Source organism: Paenibacillus sp. 1182 (genome assembly GCF_017833915.1).
GTDB lineage: Bacteria > Bacillota > Bacilli > Paenibacillales > Paenibacillaceae > Paenibacillus > Paenibacillus polymyxa_D.
This window is the reverse complement of the sequence record NZ_JAFICR010000006.1, coordinates 18,196-35,983: the sequence shown is the minus strand read 5'-3', so window position 1 is coordinate 35,983 and position 17,788 is coordinate 18,196. Positions and strand designations below refer to the sequence as shown.

Here is a 17,788-nt window from a genome sequence, read left to right as displayed (position 1 = left end):
CTAAAGACTAAAATAGACGTTTTATCCAGCCTTCTTTGTGTAACAGAGAGGCTTGCTTGCGAACCATATGCCAATCTTCTGCGGTTACGGATGAGGGACTATAACGCGCCTGTTCAAATCGTCCAAGCAGCTGATGTAAAATTGAAGCCTGTTCCGGTACTTCTAGCGACCATCTATCAACTGATTCCCTCAGTGTTTCGTGACTGGCGCGGACAAATCCCCTTCTTCGCATGTACCTTAACCAGTGCTCAGTTTCGACGACCACCTTTTCATCCGGAGTCAACGGCTTACCTCTGCGTAAACGCAGCAGGTAAAAGTGAAGGTCTGCCCGATTACGCCAGACGACATAAGCAGCCCACAACAGCAGAATTGCAGCAGCAGAACCTATAATTACAGGATGAATCTTTGAAGCTTCCTCCGGATTAGTCTGCGGGGTCTGCTCAGGCTGTTCCGGTTCAGACTGATCTTTAACCTCTGGGGCTTCTGGAGTCTTTGAATCCTCCTGTTCCGTAAGCAGCGGCATATCAAAGCCAGGAGTTGCTTCTACAGGAACCCAACCGTATTCACCTAAATATACTTCCGCCCAGGAATGAGCATCCGCATTTGTCACGGAGTAAGAGGACATATTTTCGTCACCTTCATCCGTTGTTGCATCATCTGAAAACGTCTGCTGACCAGGTGCATACCCTTTAACCCAACGGGCCGGAACCCCAACGGAGCGAGCCATCATGACTAATGAGGTGGAATAATAATCGCAATAGCCCTCCCGAATCTCAAACAGAAAGGCATCCACAAAATCTCTGCTTCTTTTCCGTGAGAGATCCGGATTGTTCGTATATGCATAATTTTGCTGCAAATACTGCTGTAGTAATCCGACTTTTTCATATGGCGTTTTCGCCGTTGACGTTACGTTCTGAGCCAAATCACGAACCCGCTGTGGCAACTCATCTGGAATTTGTAGATAGGCTTCCTGTTTGTTTTTTCCGTACAACTCATTAAAAGTTTTTGTGCGTAGCTCTTTCTCAGGGATCACAGGGACATGCGATACCAGAGTATACGTTTTAGGATAAGCAGTTCTTCGGGAGGATGGATTCCAAAGCAGTTCCGCCTGTTCCGGCTTCCAACGTAACCCGTCTGCCCGTGAATCTCTGTCCACCGATTGAACACGCTGCACCGAATAAGCGCCAAATAGAACAGGATAGCTTTGGTCGTTTTGCATCGTAATGGTCTGAACGACCTGCTCAGTCGAATGCCGCGTTTCTTGTGTGTTTTCAAGCTCTGCGGTCATTGGAACATCATTTAACGTTTGATCATCGTTGCCCTTGTCACTCCAGCCTGTACCGGAATAGGTTCGTTTCGTTTCCCCCCGCCAATAGCTTCGTTGAGTGGTCGTGATGGTCATGACAGGAGAATAGTCAAAATTAAAACCTCCCCCCAACCGATTATCCTGGCGACTATAACCCGATGCAGTGTTCATCCGCTGATCCAGTGCCCCAGATCCATTGTTGATCCCGGCGGTAGTTGAGCTATTTCTCTGGGTCCACGCTGTATAGGGATCCGTCAAAGCGGGCTGTACCTCGGGCATATTGACACCAGCCATAATAATGAGCGCAAAAATGACCGCAATATTGGCTGCTATTTTATATGGATAGCGCCGAATATGCTTCCATCCTTGAGGATAATGCTGCCGAAAATACTGCAGATGCTGTGTCACCAGCCAACCCATACCAGCAAAGACGATCCAAGCAACCTCCTCCCACAGCACAGTTGGCGTGAAGGAATCAAGTACTGCCAGCGCGGCAATGTTAATACCCACAAAAACAAGAATCCGCTGCTTCGTTGTAACGATGAGCGGCACCATTTCAATAACTAGCCAAGCAATGAGGGAAAACCAAATATAAGGTGACATATTGGAAATAAACTGGTCCAGGCGATTGGCTACCCCTCCGAAGGGGATAATGATTGAATAAGACACCAATGTCCGATACAAAATAAAAAACAGCGCCGCCGCCTTAACAATAAATTCAATCCAGGGACGAACTGGTAGTACAATCTTCACCAGAGCCAGCATTGTAATGGTCATTAGTACGAGTGCTCTTGTCTCTTCCAACCATAATTCGGAAGCAAAAGAAACCCATTGCATGGCAATAATAATAATCCATAAAAATGTAAAAGCGGGGACCCAGGAACCCTTTAACGATTGTAACCAGCTCTTCATAGTGTCCCTCCCCCCATTACAGCCGGGAGCTCTTCAAGGCTCTCAACATCGTAGCCCTTAATTCCCCTTGCACGAAGCATGCTCATCCATTCTTCAACTTCTCCCTCAGCAGAACCTTCTCCGATATAAACGTGGCACGGAGTCATCCCCCGGGTATCGGCCCAGCGAAGAAGCTCCATCGCCTGATAATCCTTCAGCGGACTAATCAGTATAAAATAACAGCCTTGCGGAAACTGGCGCACACTGCTTTCTACAGCGGATTTCAAGCTACCTTGTGAAGTGGTGTGTATGTCTACCAAGTGATGCATCATTCGTTGTCGTTCCATTGTCTGCTCACTTGGTTGAAAGACGGTGCCTTTCTCTCCAGCTGTGCACAATCCAACCCCCATTCGCTCCCGTCCACCATATTCCAGCAATGAAGCGGTAGAGGATACAGCTAGCTCAAACTGTTCGGCGTTCACATAATGCTTCATGTGTACGTCCAGCACAAGCATCGTTTTAGGAACGGTCTCATGCTCAAATTCCTTGGATTTCCAGCTACCTGTACGCGCCGTCGCATTCCAGTGGATGCGCGAAAACCGATCTCCATATACATAATCCCGTACACCGTTAATTTGTGTCGTTTCACGCCGCGTTCGAGTTTGAACAGTCTGCGGTCCAGACATCCTTGAGCGACGGTCATTCATCTGCCAATACGGAATGAATACCGTTCGGGGCAGAACCCGAAATTCACCGCGTGCGTTCAAGCTGCCTTTGTGCTCCAACAGACCGAAGATGTCCTCACTCACACATTCCGTTTCCTCAAAGTGATAGCTTCCTCGCTCTAAAGCGGGAGTCTGAAATGTAAGCTGACCGCCCCCTTTTAGACTGGGAATGACACTATCCTCAAACGACCAGGACTCACCTGTATGTCGCTTAAGGACCTCACGGACAATGACATAGGGTAACGGAAGAAATCCAGGAATGCTGAGGCTCAGCTTTACATGCACTTGATCTCCTGCATGCAGCAGTTCTCCAAACTCCGAGCCTTGCGAAAGCTGCCGGGAGCCTTGCACACGGCGAACTCCGCTCAGACCAACGATCCATAAATAAACGATTAACAGCGTAACCATAGACAACAGCATGACCGACGTCTTGCCGCCCTGAAACAACAAATATAGCAGGCACACCACCCATATGACCATCAGAAGCCAGATGCGGCCTGACAGCCGGGGAAGCCTGCGCTTCCTTTTGACCATATTCATTCCCTAAGGACGCTCCATTCGTACGGGTACATGTACGTGCCGAAGGACAGCCTCCAGCACGGACTGGGCATTGGAACTATCCAGGCGCGCCTCGGGACGCAGCAACAAACGATGCGTTAGCACATAAGGTGCCAGCGCCTTCACATCATCAGGCAGCACATAGTCACGGTTGTCCAGAAAAGCGTATGCCTTCGCAGCCATTACAAAAGCAAGCGCCGCCCGGGGGCTAGCTCCCAGCAGCACAGATGGATGTTCTCTTGTCGCACGTACGATATCAAGTAAATAGGACGTCACTGCTTTGTCCATATAAATCCCTCTAATTTCCTGCTGGATGTCAGCAATCTGCTCCATATGAGCTACAGCCTCCAGACGATCTGCTGGCTGGCCTGCCTGATGATGGAGCAGCATGTTTCGCTCCGTCTCCATATCAGGATAACCCAAGCTGATTTTGAGCATAAAACGATCTAACTGTGCTTCCGGCAGCATATAAGTACCTTCAAAATCAATCGGGTTTTGTGTCGCACACAACATAAAAGGATGAGGCAACATATGAGTGTCCCCATCCACCGTCACACTGCGTTCCTCCATAACCTCCAGCAGAGCTGACTGGGTTTTCGTCGTCGCTCGGTTAATTTCATCCGCCAGCAAAATATTAGTCATCACAGGACCCGGACGGAAATAAAAACGCTCGTCCCGTGGATGAAATATGGATACCCCTGTAATATCACTCGGGAGAATATCAGGATTACATTGAACACGGCGGTAATCACCGCGCATGGATTTGGCAAGAGCCTTGATCATTTGCGTTTTTCCCGTACCCGGAACATCCTCGATCAGAATGTGTCCACCCGCCAGCATAGCCGTAAGCAGTAATTTTATTTCAAAGGATTTACCTAATATACATGATTCCAGATTAGAACGGATTGCAGATACAATCTGCACAGATTCTTGACGTACGGGCATAGCTCTGTAAACCTCCTAGATAGCAACCTGTTTCCTATTATTGTACATGAAGGTAGGCACAGAGTACACTTAACCCCCTGCCCATATTATTCAAACTCCATCCTTCTTTCGATCTCTCATGTGCAGAACAATTAAAAACCCTTCGGTCATTAGATCCGAAGGGCACATGTATACAATTATTTATCTTACGATGTCAAATCTAAAGTACGCTGCTTTTATATGCTTCCTTTTGGACGAACAAACAAGCATGCCAGAAAAGAGAAAATAATCGCAGAGGAAATCCCTGCACTTGTCAGACTAAAAATCCCTGTAATGACACCCAACCATCCGTCCTTCTCCAATTCGGTTAATGCGCCGTGTACAAGTGAGTTACCAAAACTGGTAATTGGAATGGTCGCACCCGCCCCTGCAAATTTAATAAGCGGATCGTATATCCCAACAGCATCAGCAATTGCACCTGCAACTACCAACGTACTCATCGTATGTGCCGGCGTCATTTTGAACACATCCATCATCAATTGGCCCACGACACAAATGGCACCACCCACTAAAAAAGCCCATAGAAATATCATACTGTTCCTCCCGCCTCAAAAGCTACAGCATGTGCAACACAAGGAATGCTCTCACCCTGCTGTGTAGTCAAAGGAGATAATAACGCTCCAGTCGCCACCACCAGTACCTTTTGTAGCTCTCCTTTTTCGATCCGCTTCAACAAATGCCCGTAGGTTACAACAGCCGAGCAGCCACAACCACTGCCTCCTGAAATGACTTTCTTTTGCTTATTAATGTCGTAAATCAGTAAACCGCAATCATTAAATTCCGTCTGATTCATATCAAACCCATCTTTTTTGAGCAACTCCTTGGCAATCGGCAGCCCCACAGAGGCTAAATCGCCCGTTACAATGAGGTCATAGTAACTAGGGTCACGGCCAGTATCTCGAAAATGAGACAACAGCGTATCCGCAGCCGCGGGAGCCATGGCTCCACCCATATTAAAGGGGTCTTTAATGCCCATGTCCATTACACGTCCAATGGTAGCACAATCCACCACCGTCCCTGACTTGGCATGGCCCACTATTGCGGCGCCGGAACCGGTAACAGTATACTGAGCCGTAGGAGGCTTCTGCGATCCGTATTCATTAGGATAGCGGAATTGTTTTTCCACAGTACAATTATGGCTAGTCGTACCCGCCATCACGTAGTCACCGGCCTCTGAGTCCACAATAAGTGCGGCTAAGGCTAAGCTTTCCATGGATGTTGAGCATGCTCCAAAAACACCCAAATAGGGAATGGCCAGCTTGCTAGCCGAGAAGGAGCTACTGACAATCTGATTCATCAGATCACCACTAATAAAAAACTGCACTTCTTCTTTGTTCAAATTGGCATTAATTAGCGCCAGCTCTGTAGAGTGCTCAATCAATCTACGTTCCGCTTTTTCCCACGTTTTCTCGTTGATTTCTATATTGTCATAAATATAATCAAAATCTGTGGACAACGGCCCCTCTCCTTCATCCGGGCCCACAACAGTGGCACTTCCAATGATGCGTGGTCTCGATTCAAACTTCCAGGTTTGTCCTCCCTGTCTTCTCATAAGTGATTGCCTCCTACACCAAGGATGGCATATATAACGCCTATGATAAATGCAGCCACCACCCCGAATACGACAACCGAGCCTGCCAGTTTGAACATATTCGCGCCCACTCCGAGCACCAGCCCCTCAGAACGATATTCCAATGCAGCCGAACACATGGAGTTAGCAAAGCCTGTAATTGGCACAGCGGTTCCCGCTCCCGCCCATTGGGCAACCTTATCGTAAACCCCGATACAGGTTAATATGACCGCCAGCAAGATCATCATAGATGAGGTCGGCGGGGCGGCCTCCTTGGCTGATATGTGCATCCCTGCCATAAAAGCCTCCTGAATCGCCTGTCCAATCACACAGATCCCGCCTCCAACCAGAAAAGCGCGCACACAATTGGCAAATACTTTTCTCGAGGGCTCATGCTTTTGTGAAATATTCTGATAGTCCTTCTCATTTATGGACAGCGGCGACGTATTGGTACGAAAACCGCGCTGCCCGGATTTAGCTGGCATCATTCACCACCCCTTATCTGTAAGTTTTCGCGCTTGGCGGTTCGAATTGCTTGGGTCTTTTTCATTATGAGCTTTTTGGAGAAATGTTATGTCAGGAAAATGATATCGTGGACATTCCGTACAAATCCATTCATACTAAATACATGACGACCACTGGTTAATTAATAAGGAGTGAGGTATACATCATGGAATCAAAAACATTGGAATTGTTTAAAACCTTAACGGAGTTTCCTTCCATTCCTGGGCATGAGCGAGAGTTACGGGCATGGGTTAAGGAACGGATATCCGGCTATACCGATGAAATCGTGCAAGATCGATTGGGCAGTCTTTTTGGGGTGCTACGCGGTCAAGAGAGTGGACCACGTGTAATGGTGGCAGGCCATCTGGATGAAGTCGGTTTTATCGTGAATGGTATTACGGAAAATGGAATGATTCGTTTTCAGCCGGTTGGAGGCTGGTGGAGTCAAGCCATCATGTCACAACGTCTTCAAGTATTGACTCCAAAAGGCCCAGTTATCGGTGTAGTTGGCTCTATCTCGCCTCATTTGCTGGATGAATCGCAACGCAGTAAACCTATGGACATCAAGCATATGTATCTGGATATTGGCGTAGACAGCAGACAGGAAGCTCAGGATCTGGGGATCGTACCAGGAACAGCCATAGCGCCAATCTGTGATTTCACACCACTGGCAAATCCTAAAAAAATCATGGCTAAAGCGTGGGATAACCGCTACGGTGTAGGCTTGGCTATTGAACTGCTTGAAGCGTTACATAAAGAAAAAGACAAGCTTCCCAATACATTGTATGCGGGGGCCACTGTTCAGGAGGAAGTAGGACTGCGCGGTGCACGCACAGCGGCCAATCTGATTCAGCCCGATATTTTCTTTGCACTGGATTGCAGTGCAGCCAATGATATGGGCGGTGACCCGAATGCTTACGGACACCTCGGTAAAGGCGCACTGCTGCGGGTATTTGATCCGGGTATGATTACACACCGCGGGATTGTGGAATACGTGCAAGACATGGCGGAAACTCACAAAATCAAGTATCAATATTTCATCTCCACAGGGGGAACCGATGCAGGCCAAGTGCACTTGAGCGGAATTGGCGTGCCATCCACCGTCATAGGCATCTGTGGACGATACATCCATACTTCCTCGTCTATTATTCACACTGATGATTATGATGCAGCCAAAGAGCTGATCATCAAGCTGGTTCAAAACCTGGATCGTACAACGCTGAATACCATTATTGAACGAGCTTAAGGTGTAATAGAGAATCGCTATCTATAAAAAACAGTCAAGACACGTACAACGTGCATTGACTGTTTTTTTAATTTAATAGAAACAAAAGATAGAACATTTCAAATCAAATGCTTATAACGAAGCAAAGCAATCACTACAAGTACAGCAGTTAGAGCAATGCAGACGTTTTCTACCTTAGCTCCCTTCCGGGTTCCGGTACTCATCAATTTAAATCGCAGCTTCCATTTGAACGGCGGCAAAGGTTTAATTCCATTATTCGTCAAGGAATCTGCCAGTAAATGCAGCAAGTACGCCATACCTCCAGCCAGCCATATGCTGTCACCGTGCAAACGTGTTGTACCATAAAGCAGCGCAGTCCATGCGACTGTCCCGTATACCGTATGAGTTAACCCCCGGTGTGGGACTAGCGTACAAATGATCAGCAGACACCCAGCGATATAATTCCACGGTGCATATGATTCTCCATACCAGGCGAGGCCGATACCAATTAGAAAGATAATAACCTTGCGCATGGATCGTGAAGGCATAAAAGAAGCACTAATCATCAGCAAAGCCAGAACAAGATTCCATGGCGGCGGAGCCAAACGGGTGAAAAATACCCAACCAGCAGCCCCAATCATTAGAAGCTGTACGAATCTAAGCATTTTGGTTGGCAGCGCACGGCTCACGAGCATGGAGTTAGGCTCGTCAATATCCGGCAACAGTGAACCGACCACAGCAGCTGCCACGGCAGCCGGGGTCACTTCGTATCCACTTAGAGCTAATACCGACAGGGAGACCCCGGTTCCAATAATCAAATGGGCTCTTCCCATCATGGTGCAAAACATCCTTTCGTTGCAGCATACAACAGAGTTCAACATCACTCCATTTGAATCAGCATGATTCGATTGTATACGACAAACAAAAGGAGAACAATAGTTCGCTTATTCTATTTAAAAGACTTCATTCAAAAGTCCTAGTTTAATCGCTCTAAAGTATTTTACTGGCGGTGCATAGAAGACATTCGTCCTTATTATTAACCCCCTCCTCTGTCCTTACTCTCCAGTCAGCCCTGTCCTGTGTTATAAGGATACATCTTCCTGAACTTATCGGCTGCCCTGCAAACTTTCTGCGAAAAAGAGCACTGTTCAACCATATTCAAAAAAACAAGACATATGGCCTATGAGTAAGTTGACAAACATCTTCAATATTTTCTTTTTGCCTTAAAGTCCTATTGTACAATTTGAAATATTAGGTAATATAGTGTTTATATTTACTATATGAATCTATTAAATGAATAAGGAGGAAATGATTATGCAAAAAAAATCGACGTTCCGAAAGTTCAAAACCCTCGGTCTGACATCGTTGTTAAGTCTTGTATTATTCGCCCTTCCCGCTTCAGCTGCTTGGAATGATACATACACAGGCTACGCCACATATACGGGATCAGGTTACTCTGGAGGGGCATTACTACTTGATCCCATCCCTTCGGATGCCAAAATCACAGCGCTTAACCGCACACAACTGAATTATAACGGAATCAAAGCTGCATTAGCCGGAGCCTATTTGGAAGTTCAAGGTCCCAAAGGGAAAACAACCGTATATGTAACTGATCTTTACCCCGAAGGTCCAAGTGGCGCACTCGATCTGTCCCCGAACGCGTTCAACCTGATTGGCAATCAATTAGACGGAAAAATTAATATTTCGTGGAAAGTTGTCAAAGCTCCTGTTAGCGGCAATGTCTCCTACCGTATTAAAGAAGGCAGCAGCCAATGGTGGGCAGCCATTCAAGTACGCAATCATAAATATCCGGTCTTGAAGATGGAAGTCCAACAAAACGGACAATGGCTCAATCTCGAAAAACAGGATTACAACCACTTTTTGGGTACCAACTTAGGAAAACAGCCTCTGAAAATAAGGATTACGGACATTCGTGGTGCCGTGCTCAACGATACCATCCCAGCTCTAGCGGAAAATGGCACAGGCCAAGCCTATATCGTTAAAGGTAACGTTCAATTTCCAGACTGATGAAGTACTGCCTCTCTTTGCTTACGTTATTTCAGGATCGATCCCCTAGGCTAATGGGAGTGTTTTACTTCTAGGCCATTTTCCCCGGGGAAACGGTTTTCCGTAAATCGGTAAAAGTTTCAAACCAGGCAAAAAAAGCGCTGATCCAGGTAGGTCCAGCGCTTTTTCGTGGTTTCGGATTACGAACTTTCGTCAGGCCAAACAGGCCGGGTTGGCGACTTATTTCCTGAAATGACGCATTCCCGTCCGTTCGCCTTTATTCTTACTGGGCCGTTAAAATCAGCGGTCCGTCCGGCGTGACTGCGATCGTATGCTCATATTGCGCTGACAACTTGCCGTCGGCCGTCCTCGCCGTCCACTGATCGTCGTCGATCGTGATACGAAACGTACCTTCGTTGACCATCGGTTCAATCGTAAACACCATGCCTTCCTTTAACCGAATGCCTTTGCCGGCTACGCCGATATGCTCGTAGCTCGGCTCCTCATGCAGGCTCCGTCCGATCCCGTGGGCCAGCAGATCGCGTACGAGCGAAAACCCGTTCGCTTCCGCATGCTGTTGAATCGCCGACGTTATGTCGCCGAGCCGGCCCCCAGGGAGGGCCCGGGCGATCCCCAGATCCAAGCATTCCTTTGTCACCTTCATTAATTTTTGCGCCTCCGGCCGGATATTGCCCACCGCATAGCACCAGCACGAATCGCCGAACCATCCGCCGTATTCCACGACGATGTCGAGCTTCAGCAAGTCGCCGTCCATAAGCATCTGGTTCGAAGGAATGCCGTGAGCCACCACATCATTGACCGAAATGCAGGTTTCGGCGGGGAAACCGTTGTACCCTTTCGTAAACTGCTTGCCGCCCAGCTTGGTGATGTGTCTGGCAACAAAGTCATTGATTTCCCGGGTGGTGATCCCAGGCTCGATCAGTTTGGCCACCTCGCGGTAGCAGTCCGCAACGATTTGGCTCGCCGGCTTCATCTCTTCGATTTCCCTAGGTGATTTTAAAATAATCATCTTTGTTTGTTCGCTCCTTATCCATTCTATAATTTTAAAAGTCGGACGATATCCCTGGCCTCCTCGTGCAGCTTTCCGCGGCGAAGCGAAAGCGCGGCGCAACCGACCAAAGCGGCCAGCAGCATTTCCGCGCGTTGTAGCCGATACGACGGCTCCGTCGCGTTTTCGCCGGAAGCGGTAGACCCGCCCGCCACACACCCGGTTTCCAGCAGCGCGGCAAACGGCGCGAGCACCTCCCGGCGAAAGGCGGCCGAGAGCGGGGCCGAGCGCGCTTCAGGTAGCGAGGCAAAGCCCTCACCGGCCAGCTTATTCAGCAGGTACAGGGCGTGGTCCTCCGCCCAAAGCTGCAGCAGCCGGACGCTGGCAGCGGCAACGGGGCTAAGCTCTGCGGCAGCCGAGATCCCAGTGTCCGCCGCATCAGCCAAGCCAAAATGCCCGCCCGCCGGCTCCTCCCCCGAAGCCGAAACGTGCGGGACCTCCGGCGGAACCTTCAGCGGAGCCTCTAACGAGGCCTCCAGCCATCCCCCGGCCCGCTCCAACGCATCCCATAGCAGATCGTAGAGCAAATTGCCCTTATTGCTGTAATAATGGTATACCGTGCCATAGCCGAGTCCCGCCTGCGCGGCCACATCGCGGATTTCCAGTAAAGGCCCCTTATTCAAAAATACATCGGCAGCGGCTTTCCGGATTTGCTCCAGACGCCGCAGTCGAATCTCTTCGTTTTGTTCCTTCGTGCGTGGACTCATCTCGTCCGTTCACCTCTTTTATTTTTGACCTACTATTATGTCAATATAAAGCATTGGCATGCAAATAACAAGAGATTAGCTGGAGGATTTCCGGCTCAACCTAGAAATCGGTACTTGACCAACGGGTTAGCTACTTAACGAAAAATCATTATTTTTCACAAAGAATCGGTTTGTTCACTGTCCTGTTCACAAGATCACACGTATAATGAATACATAAATAGGGTGTACTTTACAGCTACGTGCACACAGACAGGAGGCCTGTTCAAATGAGCAATTTCAAAAAGCATCATAAGCTTCACAGCAAATTGCTGGTCAGCATTACGTTATGTATTACGCTAACGTTGCTGGTATCCACCACTGTGTATTATTTTTACTATATTCGTGTGGAAAAGGAGCAGGCATTCGAGGCCAATCACAACAGCTTGACGTTGAGAAGCAGAGAGGTTATTAACATGACATCTATCGCTCAATCGTTGGCATTCCAAATGTATCGCAGCAGTACCCTATCCAAGTTGTTGTATTATCCCAAACCTAATGTATATGATGTAACCGCTGCCATGACCGAATTGAACAATTATCTTAACTCCATGCCGTATATCGAATCCATCTACGTGTTTAACCCTAAAAGCGGCACCTTCTACATTGCGTCTTCACAAGGTCAAAACGGGTTATTCAGCAAACATGAACTGGCTGATACAGATATCATTCGCGTACTGGATCATTATCAGGACTATAAACCCTTTACGCCTATTCCACGCACGTATCCGCTGCTGACTGCCTCAGACTCCAGAGCTGGAGTAGAGCAAGCAAGCCCAGATATCGCAGCCTATACGTATTTATGTTATGACGCAATTAACTCGAACGAAGCGATAAATTCGGCTGTGATTGTGAATGTGTCGGCGGCCTGGATGAACAAGGAAATGGCGGCGAATCCAATCTCAGGCGGGACCGCTTATATTTTAGACGATCAGGGCAGGCTGTTGTCTGGTACAACATTGACAGACGAAACTTTGAACGAAAAAGAGCAGCTATGGTTGCATACGAGAGTCAAAAAACAAGAAACAGGCTATTTTGTAGAAGACTTTCATGGTAAAAGATCACTCATTTCCTACACCTCCCCGGACGGACTAGGTTGGCAGTATATTAGTGTCACACCATATGAAAGCGTTATCAAAATGGCGAGTGTTATTCGTAATGCGATGTTACTGATAGCCGCCATCATTGCATTGGCAGGATTCGTGGCTTCGTGGCTGCTGTCCAAAATGCTGTATACGCCTATTGGCCAAATCGTTGTGCATATGAATTCACTGGAATCGGAGAAACGAAACAGTATGTACACGATCCGGCAAAACATTTTAAGAAATGTGATTCGGGGAATTCAAAATATCCCTGCCAGTGAAGAACCGGAACGATTGCGCGAGCTTGGGATTACGTTCCAGTTCGACAAAGACTACCGCCTTGTGCTGCTACGCATAGATGAATATACCCGATGGCAAAGCGAACGTGGACCTGATCTGCTACCCTATAAGTTTGCAATTATGAACATTGCTTCTGAAATATGCGGACAGACGTACCGGGTGGAGACTGTTGATATGGATGAGGACAGTGTACTGCTGATGCTTAACATTCTCGATCCCGCAGAACATACAGACACTGTACTACTAGAAACTTTATTACGCCAAATACGCGAAGCTTGCTTTGAATATTTGAAGCTGAGCGTTTCACTGACTTACAGTGCCATCACGAGTCAACCAGAACGGCTACATTTGCTGTACCGCCAGGTACAAAACGCATCTATGCACCGATTTTTTCAGGGACATGGCTGCATTATTAATGCGCAAAACACTACAGATGAAGATATCCAAAATACTTACGTATATCCAGCCGATAAAGAGAAAAAAATGCTGGATATGCTACTGTCTGGTCATACGGAGGATGCACACAGTATGATCAAAGAATTATTGATGCATATGGAAAAATATCCGTTTCCCTCTGTTCGAGAGGCGATATCCCGGCTCATCATGAGTGTGAATAATGCTGTTCGGCATATCAGTGAGCTCAATGGATTTGCTATAGAATCTAAACCTGAATTACCATCCGCAGATCGGTTAGAGACCGCTGAAAACCTAATTGATCATTATCAATTAGTCTTTGATCATATTCGCTCCAGTCTATCGGAAAAACGAAACACGAAACAGGAACGATTGGTGCGGCAAATTAATGAACGATTGGAGCAAACCTATATGGATCCCAATTTTTGTCTCAATCAGATTGCGGAAGAGCTGGATATGTCGCCGATCTATGTCAGCAGGCTATATAAGCAACAGACCATGTCTACTATCGTGGACGTCATCCAACAACTCCGTATTCGCAAGGCCTGTGAATTACTGGAACAGACCGACTGGTCCGTGGCTGACGTAGCAGAACAAACCGGATTTGCGAGCAGCTCTTATTTCCATCGCATGTTCAAACGTAGCTTGGGCGTAACACCGACAGATTTTCGCCGTTCTAGAGCAAATGCGCAATAAGTAAACTGACATCAAAAAAGCAAGCCTCCAACTTTCTGGAGACTTGCTTTTCTTCTTTATCACAAATCTTTATGTTTTATTTAATCCCCTTCTCCTTTACATAAGCTTCCCATTGTTTTGTATACTCGGTTTGAATTTTCTCCAAACCAGCTTGGTTTGCCTTTTGCAAGAAGGTCTGCAAGCCTTGATCTACATTGTCGATCAGTCCAGCTTGGAGCGGATACAGATATTGCTTCTCAACCTGTTCTAGAGCTGCTTTTTCTGCTTGGTAGGTCGTGTAGTCCTCTGCAAAGCCGGTAAACAGGTCAGGCTTCTGGATTTTATCCAGCTCGGCAAAAATTTTCTTCACACGGTCAAAGCCAGAATCAAACAGCATATATTCCGGATTACGCCAAGCCCAACTGTTCATACCTTCGCGTGAAAATCCATTAGAACTGCCGCTACCTATCATATGATAGTAACCATCTTTGACCTCGTAGTTTTTGCCTTCAATACCATATTGCGTGAGCAAGTTATAGCGTTTGTCCGTCACAAGCTTTTCATAAAAAGCTAATGCGCGCGCCGGATTTGGGCTGCTTTTTGGAATTGCAAAGCCGTTATGAATCGGGTGCACTGGAGTTGCATAACCTGTCGTCAAAGGGAATGGGTAATACTCGAGCTTCCAGTCCGGGTGAGATGCTTTGAGCTTAATGACCATATCATTAAACCGGGTTGGATTGTCACCGAAAATACTCGCTGCTTTACCAGAAGTCACTTGATCCTGAAGCGTATCTTTTACGTTTAATACATTTTTGGGAATGAATCCTTTATCGGCCCAGCGTTTGTAAGTATTCAGCTCTTCTTTTTGCTCATCCGAGCCCCAAAATTTATAAACCTCTGTTGGTTTTTCATATTTAATACCAATGCCATAAGGCAAGGCACCTATACTCTTCGTTACTAATTCGGTATATCGGTCATGTAGATTTCCCTTGATATCGCTGTTCAGAGATACGGTTTTCATATTTGGTTCATGCTGACGTATCCCATCCATATAAGCCTCGTAACTTTTGATATCTGTCGGTTTAGGCAAATTGTACTTCTCTCGTAAATCCTCACGCCATACAAAGCCGTTAGTGACATACTCTTTATACGTGCCAGGCACGGTATAAATTTTGCCTCCAATTTTAACTCCATCCCACATGTCCTGAGGCACAAATTTTTGCAGGGCAGGTGCGGCCTTAGGCAGCAGATCGTCTAGCGGCAGGAATGCGCCCTTCTTGGCATAGGCCTGATACTGCGTCCAATCTGCAGTGAATATCAGGTCGATAGGCTGACCCGAAGACAATAACAGCTTATATTTTTGATCCCAGTCTGTCCACGTCGTATAGTTAAATTTGACGGTGGCATTCAGATCTTTTTCCGCCAACTTATTAATCTCTGCCTCAATGGTAGACAGATCCTTAGGAGCATCACCCAGCATATAAAATTGCAGCTGCACTTTTTGGGATTTATCATCCTCTCCATTTGCTTTTTGTGCGCTGTTTCCGCTACCGCCTCCACATCCGGCTAATAGCGCCATGATGACCATTACTGCAATCAGGATGGACATGCGTTGTTTTCTTTTCTTTGTGAATGTCATGTGAATCCTCCCTTTGAAATGGTAGTCTGTTTAAATAAAACGCTTACAAAAAGTGCTGCTTTGATGGCATACCGTCAGCACGTTATGCCATCTCAGCCCGTTAGTGTCGCTTCAGCCTTTTACCGCGCCAATGGTCAGCCCCTTGACAAAGTAACGCTGAATGAACGGGTACAGCAGCAAAATGGGTCCAGTAACCACGATCGCCATTGCCATTTTCGTCGATTCTGTCGGCATATCACTGGAAAGGGATACGCCAGTACCTGCACCCATTTGAGCGATAAATTGCATGGAGTTAATTACATTATACAGATAATATTGCAACTGGTATTTATGCGGATCGTTAATAAAGAGTGAGGATGAGAACCAGTCATTCCAGTAAGCCAAGGCCAGAAACAGCCCCACAGTGGCAATACCCGGTGTGGATAAAGGCAGTACAATTCGATAGTAAATTTTAAAATCACCTGCACCATCTATTTTAGCGGACTCGAACAGCTCTTCCGGCATGGAAGAACGAATGAAGTTTTTCATCAAAATGATCAGAAACGGAGTCATCAATCCCGGGAAAATAAGCACTGTATACGTATCAAGCAATCCTAAATACTTCGTCAGCATAATGTACCAAGGCACCAACCCGCCTCCGAACAGCGTCGTAAAGTAAATATAGAATGAAAACGCATTGCGGTATTTAAAATCTTTGCGTGCCAGCACATATCCTGCCATCGTCATCAGGAACAGGCCCAACGTCGTGCCTACAACCGTGGTAAAAATCGTCACCCCGTACGCCCTTAACACCTCTTCAGGAAAGGTGAACACCGTCCGGTAACCTTCCAGTGAGAATTGCTGTGGTATAAAGTGATATCCATCCCTGATAATCGATTCATTACTGGTCAGTGAAGCCGAAATAATAAGTAGGAACGGGAGTAAACAAGCAATGGAAGCCATAATGATAATCACATAAGAGATAATTTTAAAAATTCGAGTGTATACATCCTCTTTGATCGCCATCCGTTTGGGTCCTCCTTTCTAGAATAAGGCATACTCGTCGTTCAACTTACGGATGATATAGTTCACGGTCATGATCAGTACAAAGCCGAACAATGATTGGTATACGCCTGCCGCCGAAGCCATACCCACATCAAAAGTCACTTTCAGCGATCGGTACACATAAGTGTCCAAAATATCCGTCGTATTGTACAGCACCCCATTGTTGCCGATTAACTGATAGAAAAGATCAAATTGTCCTTTCATAATACTACCAAGCGCAAACAACAGCAGCACAACGAATGTCGATTTAAGCATAGGAACGGTAATGTACCAGATTCGTTGAAAAATGTTGGCTCCATCCATTTTCGCTGCCTCATAATATTCGTCACTGATACCTGTAATCGCTGCTAGATAGATCACCATACTGTAGCCAAGATTTTTCCATAAATAGAACAGGATAATCAGGAAAATCCATACCCATGGTTTGTTGTATACATCCACGCGTTCACCACCAAGTTGCAGCAGCAGCGTATTCAGAAAACCATTATCATAATTAAATATGTTATACACGATGACACTTAGAATAACGAAAGAAACAAAATAAGGCAGGAACATCACAGATTGAGCGATCTTTTTAAAGTAGCGGCCTCGCAACTCATTCAACAAAATAGCGAGAACAATCGCTAAAACGTTACCAAGTAAAATAAACGCTGCGTTGTATCCGACCGTATTCAATGTCAGTTTTGTCAGCGTGCCGGATTGCCATAAAAAGCGAAAATTTTGGAGTCCGACAAACTTGGCATCAAACAGGCTGGTATTAAAGTCGAACTGGGTAAATGCATAATAAATACCCACCATAGGAATGTAGGAATTAATGAAGAAAAAAATTAAAGTGGGCAACAACATCAGAAATAATACTCGATTGCGGAACAGTTCATAGAAAAAACCGTGTTTTCTACCCGTTCCCAGCCTCTTACCGTTCAGGCGGGAATCCGCTGTAAGCATTGCAGAATTTTTGGGCATAGGCTGATTCAATGTGAGTCACTCCCCCTCTGTATACGTTGCCGACAGCAAGGTTTGTAGCACTGCCGCCGTATAACTATATTTTATGT

15 protein-coding genes are annotated in these 17,788 nt (G+C 46.6%); 3 read left to right on the top strand and 12 right to left on the bottom strand.

Annotation, left to right across the window (positions count from 1 at the left end; all coding sequences use genetic code 11):
* Positions 1–7: 7 nt before the first annotated feature.
* The 6 genes from JOD82_RS13675 to spoVAC all read right to left on the bottom strand — a co-directional run bounded on the left by JOD82_RS13675 (position 8) and on the right by spoVAC (position 6,519).
* The gene (locus JOD82_RS13675; RefSeq protein WP_209949480.1) at positions 8–2,218 is read right to left on the bottom strand and encodes a transglutaminase TgpA family protein; all 2,211 of its coding nucleotides are present in this window, start codon (positions 2,216–2,218) and stop codon (positions 8–10) included.
* Positions 2,215–3,462 (bottom strand): DUF58 domain-containing protein, encoded by a 1,248-nt coding sequence (locus tag JOD82_RS13670; protein WP_209949478.1) that lies wholly within the window; start codon positions 3,460–3,462, stop codon positions 2,215–2,217. The genes JOD82_RS13675 and JOD82_RS13670 overlap by 4 nt, the downstream gene beginning before the upstream one ends.
* Before the next feature lie 3 nt (positions 3,463–3,465).
* On the bottom strand, positions 3,466–4,425 hold the full coding sequence (locus tag JOD82_RS13665; RefSeq protein WP_165148948.1) for an AAA family ATPase: 960 nt from the start codon (positions 4,423–4,425) through the stop codon (positions 3,466–3,468).
* Positions 4,426–4,640: 215 nt separating this feature from the next.
* Complete coding sequence (gene spoVAE, locus JOD82_RS13660; protein WP_013311204.1) at positions 4,641–4,997, bottom strand: stage V sporulation protein AE; 357 nt, start codon at positions 4,995–4,997, stop codon at positions 4,641–4,643.
* Positions 4,994–6,016, bottom strand: coding sequence for a stage V sporulation protein AD (gene spoVAD / locus JOD82_RS13655; protein WP_029515383.1), 1,023 nt, complete (start codon positions 6,014–6,016; stop codon positions 4,994–4,996). Before spoVAD ends, spoVAE begins: the two co-directional genes overlap by 4 nt.
* A complete protein-coding gene (gene spoVAC / locus JOD82_RS13650) occupies positions 6,013–6,519 on the bottom strand; it encodes a stage V sporulation protein AC (protein WP_029515384.1) in 507 nt (168 codons plus the stop codon). Before spoVAC ends, spoVAD begins: the two co-directional genes overlap by 4 nt.
* 185 nt (positions 6,520–6,704) lie before the next feature.
* On the opposite strand from spoVAC, the gene JOD82_RS13645 reads away from it, so the two are divergent.
* A complete protein-coding gene (locus JOD82_RS13645; RefSeq protein ID WP_069010446.1) occupies positions 6,705–7,784 on the top strand; it encodes a M42 family metallopeptidase in 1,080 nt (359 codons plus the stop codon).
* 98 nt (positions 7,785–7,882) lie between these two features.
* On the opposite strand, the gene JOD82_RS13640 is transcribed toward JOD82_RS13645, so the two are convergent.
* Complete coding sequence (locus tag JOD82_RS13640) at positions 7,883–8,599, bottom strand: metal-dependent hydrolase (protein ID WP_209949476.1); 717 nt, start codon at positions 8,597–8,599, stop codon at positions 7,883–7,885.
* Between the two features lie 478 nt (positions 8,600–9,077).
* On the opposite strand from JOD82_RS13640, the gene exlX reads away from it, so the two are divergent.
* Positions 9,078–9,791 (top strand): expansin ExlX, encoded by a 714-nt coding sequence (gene exlX / locus JOD82_RS13635; RefSeq protein WP_209949474.1) that lies wholly within the window; start codon positions 9,078–9,080, stop codon positions 9,789–9,791.
* Between the two features lie 262 nt (positions 9,792–10,053).
* Here the strand turns inward: exlX and map are convergent, their stop codons facing one another.
* The gene (map, locus tag JOD82_RS13630; protein WP_029515388.1) at positions 10,054–10,800 is read right to left on the bottom strand and encodes a type I methionyl aminopeptidase; all 747 of its coding nucleotides are present in this window, start codon (positions 10,798–10,800) and stop codon (positions 10,054–10,056) included.
* A gap of 26 nt (positions 10,801–10,826) precedes the next feature.
* Positions 10,827–11,546, bottom strand: a complete 720-nt coding sequence (locus JOD82_RS13625) for a TetR/AcrR family transcriptional regulator (protein ID WP_209949473.1) — start codon at positions 11,544–11,546, stop codon at positions 10,827–10,829.
* A 266-nt stretch (positions 11,547–11,812) separates the two neighbouring features.
* Between JOD82_RS13625 and JOD82_RS13620 the strand changes: the two genes are divergently transcribed.
* Positions 11,813–14,074: an AraC family transcriptional regulator gene (locus JOD82_RS13620; protein WP_209949471.1), complete on the top strand. Its 2,262-nt coding sequence runs from the start codon at positions 11,813–11,815 to the stop codon at positions 14,072–14,074.
* Positions 14,075–14,150: 76 nt separating this feature from the next.
* On the opposite strand, the gene JOD82_RS13615 is transcribed toward JOD82_RS13620, so the two are convergent.
* From JOD82_RS13615 to JOD82_RS13605, 3 genes are all read right to left on the bottom strand, one after another.
* On the bottom strand, positions 14,151–15,692 hold the full coding sequence (locus JOD82_RS13615) for an extracellular solute-binding protein (protein ID WP_029515391.1): 1,542 nt from the start codon (positions 15,690–15,692) through the stop codon (positions 14,151–14,153).
* 111 nt (positions 15,693–15,803) lie between these two features.
* Positions 15,804–16,697: a carbohydrate ABC transporter permease gene (locus JOD82_RS13610; RefSeq protein ID WP_029515392.1), complete on the bottom strand. Its 894-nt coding sequence runs from the start codon at positions 16,695–16,697 to the stop codon at positions 15,804–15,806.
* A gap of 18 nt (positions 16,698–16,715) precedes the next feature.
* The gene (locus tag JOD82_RS13605) at positions 16,716–17,711 is read right to left on the bottom strand and encodes an ABC transporter permease (protein WP_029515393.1); all 996 of its coding nucleotides are present in this window, start codon (positions 17,709–17,711) and stop codon (positions 16,716–16,718) included.
* Positions 17,712–17,788 lie beyond the last annotated feature (77 nt).

Excerpts from the sequence above, each read along its gene's own strand:
- spoVAE (WP_013311204.1), bottom strand. The coding sequence starts at position 4,997 with ATGATATTTCTATGGGCTTTTTTAGTGGGTGGTGCCATTTGTGTCGTG.
- JOD82_RS13615 (WP_029515391.1), bottom strand. The coding sequence starts at position 15,692 with ATGACATTCACAAAGAAAAGAAAACAACGCATGTCCATCCTGATTGCA.
- JOD82_RS13645 (WP_069010446.1), top strand. The coding sequence starts at position 6,705 with ATGGAATCAAAAACATTGGAATTGTTTAAAACCTTAACGGAGTTTCCT.
- JOD82_RS13665 (WP_165148948.1), bottom strand. The coding sequence starts at position 4,425 with ATGCCCGTACGTCAAGAATCTGTGCAGATTGTATCTGCAATCCGTTCT.
- spoVAD (WP_029515383.1), bottom strand. The coding sequence starts at position 6,016 with ATGAGAAGACAGGGAGGACAAACCTGGAAGTTTGAATCGAGACCACGC.
- JOD82_RS13625 (WP_209949473.1), bottom strand. The coding sequence starts at position 11,546 with ATGAGTCCACGCACGAAGGAACAAAACGAAGAGATTCGACTGCGGCGT.
- JOD82_RS13610 (WP_029515392.1), bottom strand. The coding sequence starts at position 16,697 with ATGGCGATCAAAGAGGATGTATACACTCGAATTTTTAAAATTATCTCT.
- spoVAC (WP_029515384.1), bottom strand. The coding sequence starts at position 6,519 with ATGCCAGCTAAATCCGGGCAGCGCGGTTTTCGTACCAATACGTCGCCG.
- JOD82_RS13640 (WP_209949476.1), bottom strand. The coding sequence starts at position 8,599 with ATGATGGGAAGAGCCCATTTGATTATTGGAACCGGGGTCTCCCTGTCG.
- JOD82_RS13620 (WP_209949471.1), top strand. The coding sequence starts at position 11,813 with ATGAGCAATTTCAAAAAGCATCATAAGCTTCACAGCAAATTGCTGGTC.
- JOD82_RS13670 (WP_209949478.1), bottom strand. The coding sequence starts at position 3,462 with ATGAATATGGTCAAAAGGAAGCGCAGGCTTCCCCGGCTGTCAGGCCGC.
- JOD82_RS13675 (WP_209949480.1), bottom strand. The coding sequence starts at position 2,218 with ATGAAGAGCTGGTTACAATCGTTAAAGGGTTCCTGGGTCCCCGCTTTT.
- map (WP_029515388.1), bottom strand. The coding sequence starts at position 10,800 with ATGATTATTTTAAAATCACCTAGGGAAATCGAAGAGATGAAGCCGGCG.
- exlX (WP_209949474.1), top strand. The coding sequence starts at position 9,078 with ATGCAAAAAAAATCGACGTTCCGAAAGTTCAAAACCCTCGGTCTGACA.